The 14,131-nt window shown below is 36.0% G+C and carries 8 protein-coding genes; 6 read left to right on the top strand and 2 right to left on the bottom strand.

The annotated features are described in order from the left end of the window. The 4 genes from JGH11_RS15460 to JGH11_RS15475 form a co-directional block, all read left to right on the top strand. On the top strand, nt 1–1,141 hold a 1,141-nt coding region (locus JGH11_RS15460; RefSeq protein ID WP_236264025.1), incomplete at its 5' end, for an esterase. Nucleotides 1,142–1,174: 33 nt separating this feature from the next. Further along, nucleotides 1,175–2,299 carry an esterase gene (locus JGH11_RS15465; protein WP_201113319.1) on the top strand — a complete coding sequence of 375 codons (1,125 nt, stop codon included), beginning with the start codon at nt 1,175–1,177 and terminating at the stop codon, nt 2,297–2,299. A gap of 13 nt (nt 2,300–2,312) precedes the next feature. Continuing rightward, complete coding sequence (locus JGH11_RS15470) at nt 2,313–3,641, top strand: family 43 glycosylhydrolase (protein ID WP_201113320.1); 1,329 nt, start codon at nt 2,313–2,315, stop codon at nt 3,639–3,641. 505 nt (nt 3,642–4,146) lie between these two features. Further along, a complete protein-coding gene (locus JGH11_RS15475; RefSeq protein WP_201113321.1) occupies nt 4,147–5,775 on the top strand; it encodes an alpha-L-fucosidase in 1,629 nt (542 codons plus the stop codon). Between the two features lie 86 nt (nt 5,776–5,861). Here the strand turns inward: JGH11_RS15475 and JGH11_RS15480 are convergent, their stop codons facing one another. After that, nucleotides 5,862–6,725, bottom strand: a complete 864-nt coding sequence (locus JGH11_RS15480) for an AraC family transcriptional regulator (RefSeq protein ID WP_201113322.1) — start codon at nt 6,723–6,725, stop codon at nt 5,862–5,864. A 373-nt stretch (nt 6,726–7,098) separates the two neighbouring features. Here JGH11_RS15480 and JGH11_RS15485 point away from each other — a divergent pair, with 373 nt between their 5' ends. Further along, entirely contained in the window at nt 7,099–10,179 is a 3,081-nt protein-coding gene (locus JGH11_RS15485) for a TonB-dependent receptor (protein WP_201113323.1), read from the top strand. Between the two features lie 26 nt (nt 10,180–10,205). After that, nucleotides 10,206–11,888: a RagB/SusD family nutrient uptake outer membrane protein gene (locus JGH11_RS15490; RefSeq protein ID WP_236264026.1), complete on the top strand. Its 1,683-nt coding sequence runs from the start codon at nt 10,206–10,208 to the stop codon at nt 11,886–11,888. A gap of 76 nt (nt 11,889–11,964) precedes the next feature. Here the strand turns inward: JGH11_RS15490 and JGH11_RS15495 are convergent, their stop codons facing one another. Then, on the bottom strand, nt 11,965–13,917 hold the full coding sequence (locus JGH11_RS15495) for a glycoside hydrolase family 97 protein (protein WP_201113327.1): 1,953 nt from the start codon (nt 13,915–13,917) through the stop codon (nt 11,965–11,967). Nucleotides 13,918–14,131 lie beyond the last annotated feature (214 nt).

Genomic DNA, 14,131 nt, shown 5'->3' on the forward strand with positions numbered 1-14,131 from the left:
ATCTTATATCATGAAAAAAATTCTAACTATTTGTTTTATATTCTGGATATTTCTTCCCGGATGTAGTAAGAATACCAAAGACGAAAAACAACGGTATCCGATGGTTGTCTCACCAGAAGTACATGCCGACAATACTATTACTTTCCGCTATTTAGCTCCGAATGCCCAAAAAGTGGAAATAGACCCTCAATTTATGGAAGGTACTGCCCCAATGGTAAAAGACGAAAAGGGTGTATGGAGTATTACGCTAGGCCCCATAGATCCCGATATGTATCCTTATGCTTTTATTGTCGATGGGGTTAAAGTAATGGATGATAGTAACCCTTTTTACTTCGAAAACGAGCTTTTCAAAGCGAGTATTGTAGACATTGAAGGTGACACAGCATTGATACATGCCATCCAAGATGTACCTCACGGCACAGTCAATTATGACTATTATGCGTCGGAGGTATTAGGAACCACTGGACGTGTATTGGTTTATACGCCTCCAGGATATGACGAAAGACCAGATGAGAAATATCCTGTATTCTACTTGATTAGCGGGACAACAGATACTGAAGAAACCTATTTTAAAGTAGGTAGAGCCAATTTCATTCTCGACAACCTGATCGCCAAAGGATTGGCTAAGCCTATGATTGTAGTAATGCCTTACGGGAATCCATCTGCCTATTTTCAAACCGGTGATCCACGCGGAACTGAAGCCGGCAAACGCCTAAGTGAAGATTTTCTCAATGTAATGATGCCATATATAGAAAAGAATTATCGTACTATAAACGATGCAGAGAGTCGTGCCATTGGTGGTTTTTCCAGAGGAGGAAATCAAGCTCTGACAATTGGCATGAACAATCCCGATAAATTCACTTATTTGTGTTCATATTCTTCTTTTGCAGGAAATGTTACTGACTTTGAATCCACATTCAAACATTTCATTCAAAATCCTGCTCAAACTAATAAAAATATAAACTTATACTGGCTTGGTGTAGGTACAGATGACTTTCTTTACGAAAAAGCAAAACTCTTCATGGACAAACTGGAAAAAAACGGAATCAAGACAACAACTATGATTACGGGCGGCGGACACACATGGATGAATGCGAAACTTTATTTGAACGAGTCTGCTAGATTGTTATTTCAGAAATAACAATAGAAAAAAGAATAAATAAAAAATTATGATATGAAAAAAACAGCAACCATTTTATTATTATCATTTGTTTTTCATATATATTGTGTCGTTCAAATCGACGCACAAATAAGAGGGCAAATGATTGTATCCCCCGAAGTACATGCAGACAATAAAGTAACATTCAGGTTACATGCACCTAATGCCAAACAGGTACAACTGAATGCACAGTTCTTAAAAGAAAATCTACCAATGACTAAAGATTCAAACGGTATATGGAGTGTTACGACATTACCTATACAGCCCGACCTTTATCCTTATTTCTTCGCAGTAGACAGTATTTCAGTAACAGACCCGAGCAATATCCTTATTTTTCCAAACGAGAAGTTTAAACATAGCTTGGTTGATATCCCAAGCACAACATCCGCAATCTACTCGGTTCGAGATGTTCCTCATGGCCGGATTTCCTATAAGTTCTATAAATCTAAAACATTAAACGATACACGTCCTCTGGTTATTTACACTCCTCCGGGTTATAATCCTCAAAGCGATCAAAAATATCCGGTACTCTATCTTCTGCATGGAGCAACTGATACTCATGAAACATGGTTCAAAGTAGGGCGAGTTAATTTCATTCTCGACAATCTGATAGCAGAAGGTAAAGCAAAACCAATGATAGTTGTGATGCCCTATGCTAATCCTCGTATGACCTATCTAGGCAAGGTTAACACAAGAATAAAAGATTCGTTTGACTATACAGAGGAGTTAATTAATGAAGTGATCCCTTTTGTCGAAAACAATTATCGAGTCCAAGTTAGTCCTTCCAGTCGTGCAATAGCAGGATTCTCTCGTGGAGGCTACCAATCCTTACATGCCGGACTGGGGCATCCTGAAATTTTTGAGTACGTTTGCGCTTTCGCTCCCGCAGTAAACGCTCAACAAGCAGAGAAAAACTTCAAAAATGGAATTTATGCTCCAAACAAAGAGTTGAAATCTAAACTAAAGCTGCTTTGGCTAGGTTGTGGCACAGAAGATTTTCTGTACGAATGGTCTTTAAACTTTATAAAAAAATTGGATGAACAGGGAATTTCCTACGAAAAGAAATTTACACAGGGTGGACACACTTGGATGAATTGTCGTATTTATCTAAATGAAACCGCTCAAAAGATTTTCAAATAAAATTTTTGATTTTATGGTAAAAAAGTTATTATTCCTATCAACCATCTTTGCGATAGCGAGTATCCTGAATGCTCAGAATCCAATTATAAATAATCAGTTTACAGCTGATCCTACGGCTAGGGTGTTCGAAGGAAAGATTTACGTTTATCCTTCACATGATATCCCTAGCCCGATAGAACGCCTGAAAGAATGGTTTTGTATGGCCGACTACCATGTTTTTTCTTCTGAAAATCTAGTGGACTGGACAGATCATGGCGTTATTGTAAGCCAAGAAAATGTACCTTGGGTAACACCGGAGTCATATTCTATGTGGGCTCCTGATTGTGTATTCAAAGACGGAAAATATTATTTCTATTTCCCATCAAACCCTAAAAGCAGTAATGGACGTGGCTTTGCTATCGGGGTTGCAGTCGGAGATAAACCTTATGGGCCATTTGTTCCACAAGCTGAACCTATAAAGGGTATCAAAGGTATAGATCCTTGTGTATTTATAGACAAAGATGGACAGGCATATATTTATTGGTCGGGGCAAGGCATGTCAATGGCTAAACTTCAAGATAATATGCTGGAACTAGCTTCCGAACCGATTCAGATAGAAGGCTTACCTGAAGGATTCAAAGAAGGTCCTTTTGTTTTTGAGCGCAATAGTAAATATTACTATACATTCCCTTGGGTACAAGATAAAACCGAAACACTGGCCTATGCCATGGGCGATAGTCCAATGGGACCATTCGAGTTTAAAGGTCTCATTATGGAACAATGGCCTTCGGAATGTTGGACAAATCATCACTCCATCGTAGAATATCAAAACCAATGGTATTTGTTCTATCATCACAACGATTTTTCACCAGAGTTCGACAAAAATAGATCTACTCGTATCGACTCTTTATTCTTTAATTCCGATGGGACTATTCAAAAAGTCATTCCAACATTACGTGGCGTTGGCATAACAGAAGCTAAAAGACAAATCCAAATAGATCGATACAGTCAAGTTAGTGATAACGGAGTAACCATTGATTTCCTGAATAAGGACAACAAATTTGAAGGTTGGAAAACAATCTTCAATTCAAGTGGTGCATGGTTACAATACAATCAGGTAAATTTTGGGGATACAAATTTGAAAGAAGTTAAAGCCAGAGTATATTCTCCTACCGGAGGAAAAATACAAATTAGGCTCAATAGTCTAAATAATCCAGTAATATCAGAGATAGAAATACCTCAAAATACTCAATGGACAATAATCAATGCTCCTCTAGACAACCTTTCTACAGGAGTCAATGATCTATATTTATCATGTAACGATAATGGCCATATAGAAATTGATTGGATTAGTTTTGAATAGTTTAACTTCATCGAAATAAATATATTTTTTAAAAAGATAGAGTTATTATTAGCTCTATCTTTTTCTATTATCTAAGAAACTCTCTAAGATTCTTTATATATACCTTTTATATTTTTTATCTAATAATAGAACTTGGTGTAACTTTATATTGTTTGACAAAACAACGTAAAAGAAATAGATGGTTTCATCTCGTTCATAAATACTAAATTCATAAATATCTCCTTATTCATTCCATTTGTCGATATTGTTCTATCTTATGTCTAAATAATATTAAGTTCCTTTCAGTAATAATTTATTATTTTGTGTAAAGGTTATATAGGTTAAGATTAGAAGGAATAGAAGCTCTTATTAAGCAAAATGGAGAGATAAGATTTGAGCCATGCGGTTCAAGAAATATAATTTTCAAACTAAACAATATTTCAAAAAAGAAACAAATATTCCCCCTTGGCTCAACAAAGCAAACCGAAAGTATGGTAAATAGAGAAATCTAAAAAATTGAAATGATATGAAAAACAATTTACTTTTAACCTTTATTTATTTGAACATGATTTTCATTTCATGCTCTTCTCCAAAGCATGAAGTAATGTTGGAGGGGCAATATAAGCCCACTTGGCAATCGTTGTCTCAGTATAAGCAAGCTCCGGATTGGTTTCGCGACGCTAAATTTGGAATCTGGGCACATTGGGGACCACAATGTCAGCCAGAACAAGGAGATTGGTATGCCAGAGGAATGTACGATGAAGGAAGCCATCAATATAATTGGCATGTAGAAAACTATGGTCACCCATCAGAGTTTGGCTTTAAAGATGTTATTAATTTATGGAAAGCTGACAAATGGGATCCCGAATATTTAATGGCGTTATATAAGAAAGTAGGAGCAAAATATTTCTTCACACTGGGAAACCATCATGACAATTTTGATTTGTGGGATAGTAAATATCAAAAATGGAATTCCATAAATATGGGTCCTAAGAAAGATATCATCGGCGGATGGGAAAAAGCAGCAAGATCGAATGGTCTCTATTTTGGAATAAGCATCCATTCTGCACATACCTGGACTTGGATGGAAACGGCTCAAAGAGCAGATAAAAAAGGACCTAAGGCCGGAATATCTTATGATGGAAAATTGACCAAAGAAGATGGAAAAGGTAAATGGTGGGAAGGATATGACCCACAAGATTTATATGCTCAAAACCACCCTCTAAGTGTAGAGAGCGAAAACACAGGACGCATTCATAGTCAATGGGCTTGGGGAGACGGTGCATCAGTACCAACTGAAGAATATTTCCAGAACTTTTTTGATCGAAATATTGATTTTATCAATAAATATAATCCGGATTTAGTCTATTACGATGACACAAGTATGCCTTTATGGCCGGTTAGCGATGTGGGATTGAAAGTAGTATCTCATTTCTACAACAAGAGTATAAAAGAGAATAATGGTAAAAACGAAGCTGTAGTATTTGCTAAAATACTGACCGAAGAACAAAAAGAAGCTTTAGTATGGGATGTGGAAAAGGGAGTTCCAGATCAAATCCAAGAAAAGCCATGGCAAACATGTTCTTGCTTAGGACATTGGCATTATGAACGTTCTATCTATGATAATGACAGATATAAGTCTGCTAAAACAGTTATACATATGCTAATTGATATTATTAGCAAAAATGGTAATCTTTTACTAAGTGTACCTATGCGTGGTGATGGAAGCATAGACGATAAAGAATTACTTATTTTAGAAGATATAGCTAAGTGGATGGAAATAAACGAAGAAAGTGTTTTTGAAACACGCCCTTGGAAAATCTTTGGAGAAGGTCCGGTGGCAGAAACATCAAATCCATTGCATGCTCAAGGATTTAATGAAGGTAAGCATAAGCCTTATACCTCTGAAGATATACGTTTTGTGACAAAAAAAGATGTTCTGTATGCCCATATTTTAGCATATCCTGAGACTGGAAAAGTTCTTATAAAATCATTATCAGAAGGTAACCCTTTATATCCTCAAAATATCAATAGCATAGAGTTAGTTGGTAGCAATCAAAAGATAAAGCACACAAGAACCAAAGAAGGATTAGTTGTAGAGTTGCCATCAGGCGAAAGAGTAAATGATATTTCTTTTGTTTTAAAAATATCATAAAAACACTAATATATTTTGATAATAAAGAAAGTAAAAACCCGAACTCGGAATTCCGATTCGGGTTTTTACTTTTAAATATCTTATTCTTAACCTTTCATATGAATATTTCTGTACTCTTGAGGAGTCAAGCCTGTGGATGCCTTAAATAGACGATTGAAATAAGAATGATCTTCGAAAGCTAACATATAGGCTATATTTTTAATAGACATATCATTGGCAATCAATATCAACTGTGCCTTTTCTATTTTCTTCTGATTGATATATTGAAGTGGTGTTGTACCCACCTTCTTCTTGAACAGCCGTATAAAATGGTCTTTCGACATATGTAACGATTCGGATAAGTCGTCGATAGTTATCGAATTGTGAATATTTTTTCGGATGTGGGACAGAGCTTTATGTATTCTGTCGTCATCAATCTCAATTTTAGGCTTGATATTTTTAAGGAAACGTGATAACAACTGATATGTGATTCCTCTAGATTCTACTTGATCGCAAAAGGCGCGTTGCTTATTCTTTATTATATTCTGTATGAGGGTTGGATTATTATCATAACTAGCTGGATTCGAGCTTTTCAATTTCATAAATGGATTTATTTCACATAATCTTGCAAAAAGATCCTTGTCTGTCTTCAGAGACGGTACTTCTACCGGAAAACTCCAATCGTCTAAAAGTCCGATACCTGACTTTATATCTTCATAGATGTGTATATAATAATGGCAAAAATAGGAGTCGCACTCGTAATCATGCTTTGTAAATGACGGAATAAGATAAAGATGGTCGGGTTTTAAGTTTTGTACTCCACTCGGTAATATTAACTTGGCATTACCTTCAGTTACATAATACAATCGAGTGAAAGGACTGTTGACATCTTTCCAGTTCCAGTCTGCATTGTGAACCGCTAAACCTACATTCAGTACCAACAAGTATAATTCGTCTATAGATTTAAGCATAAAGTAAAATATTAAATAAAAAACAGCATTTACAAATGTACTAAAAATCGATAATCATCCTTATATCTCCTCAAAATATCTTGGCTATTTAAGACTGTGAATTAATGTTCAAAAACACATAATCGATATTATCCTATTACATCTCGCAATTATTCAACAATGACATATAATGGGTACTATATATTTGCATTTGTAATTGTTCCCCAATGCTATTGAATGATCTGATAGATAATTAAAAAGCGGGGAAAATGTCTGGACCCACATAGCAAGATAACCTTATATTTTAATCTAAAACCAAATTGTAACCTTTTCTGTGGTAGTTATCGATTTATATTATTGTAAATCAAAATTCAATTTTATTTAAACATGATTTATGAAAAACAAACTTAAAAAACGATCAAAGCAGATTATCACAACTTTCTTGGTTGTCATAATTTTCGGACTGTGCAACCCCATGATAGCCCAGTCTCAAAATGTGTTAAAAGGCAAAGTTCTAGACCCTTTAGAAGACCCTTTAGTTGGAGTAAGTATTGTGTCAAAAAATTCTGATGTAGGAACTATTACTGATATAAATGGAGAGTTTTCCATTTCAGTAAAGCCAGGAGAAGTAATCAGAATCAGTTATATTGGTTTCATTCAGCAAGAAATAGAAGTCAAAAATTTCAATCCTTTACTCATCACTCTCTACGAAGACACCAAAAATTTAGAAGAAATAGTTGTTGTAGGTTATGGAACACAAAAGAAAATAAACCTTACAGGTTCAATATCTTCTGTTTCAGCCGAAGAGTTGGCTAACAAACCTGTTATGAGTACAGCACAGGCTATTGCGGGGCTAGCTCCTGGCTTGAGTGTTTTACAGACATCTGGACGCCCGGGAACAGGGGCTATGGTTAAAATACGGGGAACCGGTACTTTTTCAAGTGCGGGTAATGACCCTCTGGTACTTATCGATGGACTTTCCGGTAGTATAGATGATGTTGACCCTACTGACATACAAAGTATCTCTTTCTTGAAGGATGCAGCTTCCGCATCAATATATGGAAATCGTGCAGCTAATGGGGTAATTCTTATTGAAACTAAAAAGGGTAGTTCCGGCAAAACCCTTATTTCTTATAATACCTCTTTCGGATGGCAAAATCCAACTCAACTTCCTGACTTTTTACCTTCTTGGGAATATGCAACATATTACAACATGGCTATGCAGAACATGGATAAACAGGATGCTTATACACCTGAGCAGATTCAGAAGTTTAGAGACGGTTCGGATCCTGATAATTATCCTAACGTAAATCATCTAAAATGGTTACTCGAACAAGGTTCTGGTTTTCAGCACCAACATAATATAAGCATACAGGGTGGAAATGCAACCACAGGATATAATATTTCAGTTGGTTTCAGGAATCAAGATGGGATGACACCGGAAACGTCAAACCGCAGAATGACAGCACTGGTAGCATTAAAAACAGAATTAGGCAACGGATTGTCATTAAACCTCAATCTCAATGCCTATAACAACAGGTATGTTGCTCCCAATGGTGAGCCCCAAAGTATAGATCAGATTATTGGTTATGCGGTACGTCAAGGACCTATCTACGCAGGTCAAAAATCAGACGGATCATTTGGTTATCAAGATAATTATAGTCCACAGGCATGGTTGGCAGGAGAATCATTCGTCAAAAACATCAATAGAAATATCAGTACATCGGCTCAGCTACAATGGACAACACCGATAAAAGGACTTTCTTTCTCAGGGAGAGCCGGTGTAAATTATTGGACTAAATACGACAAAGCATATCGTGCAGAGACTTATTTTGACAAATCTAAGACAGTAGGTCCTAGCGCTTTAAATATATGGTCTGCAAACAATACTTACACGACATTAGAGGCTTTGAGTACATATGAATTTCAATTAGGAGGACATTCTTTTAAATTATTGGGCGGAACATCACTTGAACAGTCTACCAACCAAGGTTTGGAAGGCTATCGAAATACTTTTCCAAATAATAATCTTCACGAACTGGGATCGGGAGATAAAGCAACAGCAACCAACAACAGTGATCTATCAGAATATGCTTTGGTATCCTTATTCGGTAGGATCAACTATTCACTCAAGGAACGTTATTTATTAGAAGCCAATCTTCGTTACGATGGTTCTTCTCGTTTTGCAGAAAATAATCGTTGGGGATTTTTCCCTTCTGTTTCGGGAGGATGGAGAATAACAGAGGAGGATTTTTGGAAAAACAATACGTCTCTTTCCTCTGCCGTTGATAACTTAAAATTACGATTGTCTTATGGGGTTTTAGGAAATCAAAATATCGGTACATATCCATATCAACAAACTTATTCATTAGGACATGATTATCCTTTTGGAAATCCCGCTACTTTAGCTCCCGGAGCTTATATTTCGGTGTATAATAATGAAGATATCACTTGGGAAAAGACTTCAATTACTGATATTGGATTAGATTTCAGCTTATTTAGAGGACGTTTTAGTGGAACTATAGATTATTTCTACAAATACACATCTGATATTTTAGCACCCGTAGAAGCGGCCAGTATTATGGGGCGTTCGGTAGGACAGTCAAATGTGGGTGCCGTATCTAACCGGGGAATAGAACTGAATCTGACATATAATGGAAAAATCGGGAATAATTTCAGGTTTAGTATTGCACCTAATTTTACCTGGGTAAAAAATGAGGTCGAAAAGTTAGCTAATGGAGTAAAAGAAGAAATTAACAATAATAGGATTGTGGGACAACCAATAGGTATAATTTACGGTTACAAGACAGAAGGCTTATTTGTAGATCAGGATGAAATAGATAAAGCTCCAAACCAGCTAGTTGACAAGGGCAGTTTAAAACCCGGATATGTAAAATATAAAGATATTAGTGGAGAAAATGGCACTTCTGACGGCAAAGTTGATGCCCAATATGACCGAACTGTATTAGGGAGTACTACTCCAAAATACTATTACGGATTAAACCTTACGGCTTCATACAAAGGATTTGACTTCTCGGCTCTCTTGCAAGGACTAGGTGGGCACAAACGTCTGATAGGTTCATATATGGCATATGCGTTTTACAATGGGGGGCAAATTCAAAGATGGCAAGCAGATAACTGCTGGACGGAGGAAAATCCGAATAAGTGGGCAGAATATCCACGGATCGAGACATTAAATATGAATAACACTAACCTACAAGTTTCAGATTATTGGATACGAGATGCAAGTTTTCTTCGCCTGAAAAATTTGCAATTAGGCTATACCTTACCTTCATCAATATCAAAGAAAGCAGGTATCTCAAATATCAGAGTATATATAAGCGGACAAAATCTTTTATCCTTCAATAGTTTTTATAAAGGATGGGATCCCGAAAATGAAATAGGAACAGGCGATGCACCTTCATATTATCCGATCAACAGAATATATTCTTTCGGACTAAATGTAAAATTTTAAGTAACCATATCAATCGAAAAATGGAAATGAAAAATATAATATTCAGAACAAACAGACTAAGCATATGTCTGATAATTATACTGCTTGTATTCTCCGGATGCAATGATTTACTTGATAAAAATCCAAACTCTTCCATCTCGGACACAAACTTCTGGACAGGAGAAAACGATGCCCTGCTTGCTTTAACAGGATGCTACCGATTCCAGACAGGATGGTCGCACGATGATTTTGCAACCCCTCAAGGATTATTATACCTAGATCTTGCAGGAGGAAATGGAACTGAAAAAGAAAACTTCTCAACTCTAATGGCCAGTGCAAATACAGTAGCCACAAATGGTAATATTCGTTGGTATTGGGGAAATGCCTATGTACAAATAGCTAAACATAACACCTTTCTTGACAATATTAGTAACTGTCCAATGGATGAAGACAAAAAAGAAATTTGGATTTCAGAGATCAAATGTCTACGTGCCTATTTTTTCTTCTATCTTGCATTTCATTTCAATGATGTTCCTATGCCTTTAACCTCTCTTACTCTAGCGGAGGCAAACAGTATACATCAAACTCCTCAATCGGATGTGTATACACAAGTAGAGAATGACTTAAAAAACGCAATAAGTCTATTACCCGAAGAGCGTCCTTCCGGTGAATATGGTCGTTTGACAAAAGGTGCGGCACAGGTATTATTGAGTCGTGTGTATCTAGCTCAAAATAAATGGAGTGATGCAGCTTCTATCTTGAGAAATATTATCTATTCAAATAAATACGAGTTAGACAGAAGATACGGAGAGAACAGTTACGAAAAGCTTTTTCAAATAGGAGGAGAGTACAGTCCTGAAACTATTTTTTGTATCATGGGAGTAGAAGATTTATATACAAATTCACGTTATCAGTACTTATATCCAGAGGCAGCGTATGGAGGATGGCATCAGTTTGCTCCGTATAATGAGCTTGTCAAAGAATACTTCTGTATTGATGGGAAAGACATAAAAACCTCAACTATTTATAATGATAATGATCCTTATGCCAACAGAGATCTTCGTTTATATGCATCCATTTTTCTTCCTCCCTTAGGAAGTTTTACGGGAACAAAATATAACAACATAACTTATGATTGTTTTAATGGGGCGAATTCAGCTGATTACTATAGTAAATTTACTCTCTTCAACGGCTATTGTCCTAAAAAAGGATGTGACCCTTCAATCACAAATAATTTAGGAGCTACCCCTACTTACACTCCATTGATGCGTTATGCTGAAGTATTGTTAAGTTATTTGGAGGCACTTAATGAATCTGATCCAAGTGCTGTAAATCAAAGTGTCTTGGATCTTACTATAAATGATATTCGAGATCGTGTAAAATTACCTCCGATCAAAATGGAAGATGTTCCAAGTCAGGAATTGGTAAGAAAGGCTGTAAGAAAAGAAAGGAGAGTTGAACTCGCTTTTGAGGGTTTACGATATTATGATGTATTACGTTGGGAAATTGCAAAAGATGAGTTGAACCATACATTCACCGGTGTTAAGTTGTCAAATAATCCTAATGACAGGAATTATCGTGGTAGTGGGAATACGGCATCGCCTGTTGATGATGACATCTATTATCAGTTTGAAAAGCGGACATGGCTTCCTCACAATAGATATTTTCCTATACCCCAAAATGATTTGAATGTAAATAAAAATTTAAAGCAAAACGAAGGTTATAATTAAGACTTTTGATATACCTGTAGTGCATTACATTTATGCACTACAGGTAATATATAATTAAAATAAATAACAAATGAGATTACTTAACTAGAACTACACCACCATTACATGGTATCTCCAACTCGATCATTTGATTTTTATCCAATATTGAGGTCAAAACATTACCCTCCAATTTGCTATTATCTTTATAATGAACTAATGTTTCTCCTGCTTTAAACATAGGTAATTTGATCTTTACATTCAATGTTTCTTTTTCAGCGTTGACTCCTGTAACAAACCAAGTTTGCCCACTACGTCGAGCTAAAATAATATATTTTCCGGGATAACCGTCTATAAATCGAGTCTCATCCCATGTCACTGGAACTTTTTTCATAAAATCAATAGCCCAAGTTGGAGCATCCGTTAAATTAGTTGGTGTTAGTGCAAAATGTTGAACAGGGCTCTGAAATAAAACGGCAACAGCCAGAGCAAATACATCTGAAGTTCGGCGATGTCCACCCCACATTTCAGAACTATTGATAGGATTATAGAATTTGTTCAATGTACTACCTCCGAAGTCCATGCTCCCTACAGTATTTCTAATAAAAGGATGCAATGTTGCATTGAAGGCTTCTGAATCACATGCATTTTGCGAAAAATGTAACATTTCACTAGCTAACACTGCTTCGCTTGAAACAAAGTTTGGATACATTCTCTCCCATCCTCTAGGTAATGTACATCCGTGAAAGATAACCATTAAACCAAAATCGTTTGCATCAGTCAGAATATCTTCATAAAGTTGCATTGTTACCTGCTTGTCGCTTCCAAAGAAGTCAACTTTTATTCCTCTAATACCAATATCTTTCATCCACTGCATTTCTTTTCGACGGGCTATTGTATTACTCATGATATTCTTCGGTGTTTGAGGGGCGTCGTTCCAATAACCATTTGAATTATACCATAGGTAAAGAGCAACATTTTTTCGCTTCCCATATTCAGCCAGTTGTGCTATCTTATCCCGTCCTATCAGTGTATCCCAGTATGCATCGATCAATATCGTTTCATAGCCCATAGCTGCCGAAAAATCTATATAACGAATTTGTTCATCATAGCTAATACTTTCATCTCCACCTATAATCCAACTCCATGTACCTCTACTATATTTAAATTCTTGCTTAGCCTCATACAATGGTTCAACTACATCAAAAGGAATAGTCGTTTCAACTATAGGTTTCAATGTTTCTCCAATAGTTATAGTGCGCCATGGTGTTCTTCCAGGTAAGGATAATCCGGGCTCAACTGTTCCATTTCCATTATATTCACCCTTTTGAGGAAAACCAATTGTATACAATCCTTTGTCATGGCCTATCAAACGACTTCCGCAGTATAAGCTACTAACACCCGTTTCTGATATCAGAATCCAGCCCTTATCTTTGTTTCTAAATAAACATGGAAAAGTAAACCCTTCGCCCCAACCGTTTTTACCCATTTGCCCATCAACAGTATATGGTGTTTCGTAGCTCGGAGAAGTACGTGCAAAGCCTCCCATAGGACCGCTTTGAGGACACAAGAATGTTGTAGCTCCTTGGGGCAATACAAAGCCTGTCTTTTCTTCATTTACAATACAACATAAAGTATCTCCTTGAGGATACAGTTTATACTGAAAAGCGATATCATTATTGCTTATTCTAAAAATTATATCATAAATTAATTTATTATCCTTTCGGAAAGTAAATATACCTTCATTGGCCACGTAGTGGTTTTCTCTATGTTTTATAGTAGATAACTCATATTTTTCATCAATAACCTTAAATAACATGTTTTCATCTAATCTCATCCCTGATGAAAAATCACCAATATTAGTTTTCAATCCCAGAGGAGACTTATCCAGAAACACTTCATTTCCTAAATCGATTTTATACGAAGGGCGACCTTCATCATCCGATATTGTAACTTTTAACTTCCCGTCAGGACTGGTTAACAGAATCTCTTTAGCCTTCGTGCCTACTGTAAAGAGACACACACATATTAAGAGCAACACACTTCTTCTCATGTTACTTTTTCTAAATTACAAATCATTTATATATATCTTAATGAATATCGACTTCATTAAGTTTTCATTGTATCCTTCCATAATTCAAGAAAGTATAGTCAACCATATTCTACGGTTCACCTTATTTTTGCTTAAAGCTTGTCAAGTAGTTTGTTTCAATAATTATTTATCGAATAACTAAATGAATATGCTACAATATTACAATCCAAATATT

The organism is Dysgonomonas sp. Marseille-P4677 (assembly GCF_016652235.1).
Lineage (GTDB): Bacteria > Bacteroidota > Bacteroidia > Bacteroidales > Dysgonomonadaceae > Dysgonomonas.

Bases quoted from the DNA above. Each gene is read 5' to 3' on its own strand.
- JGH11_RS15495 (WP_201113327.1), bottom strand. From the start codon at position 13,917: ATGAGAAGAAGTGTGTTGCTCTTAATATGTGTGTGTCTCTTTACAGTA.
- JGH11_RS15490 (WP_236264026.1), top strand. From the start codon at position 10,206: ATGAAAAATATAATATTCAGAACAAACAGACTAAGCATATGTCTGATA.
- JGH11_RS15475 (WP_201113321.1), top strand. From the start codon at position 4,147: ATGAAAAACAATTTACTTTTAACCTTTATTTATTTGAACATGATTTTC.
- JGH11_RS15485 (WP_201113323.1), top strand. From the start codon at position 7,099: ATGAAAAACAAACTTAAAAAACGATCAAAGCAGATTATCACAACTTTC.
- JGH11_RS15470 (WP_201113320.1), top strand. From the start codon at position 2,313: ATGGTAAAAAAGTTATTATTCCTATCAACCATCTTTGCGATAGCGAGT.
- JGH11_RS15480 (WP_201113322.1), bottom strand. From the start codon at position 6,725: ATGCTTAAATCTATAGACGAATTATACTTGTTGGTACTGAATGTAGGT.
- JGH11_RS15465 (WP_201113319.1), top strand. From the start codon at position 1,175: ATGAAAAAAACAGCAACCATTTTATTATTATCATTTGTTTTTCATATA.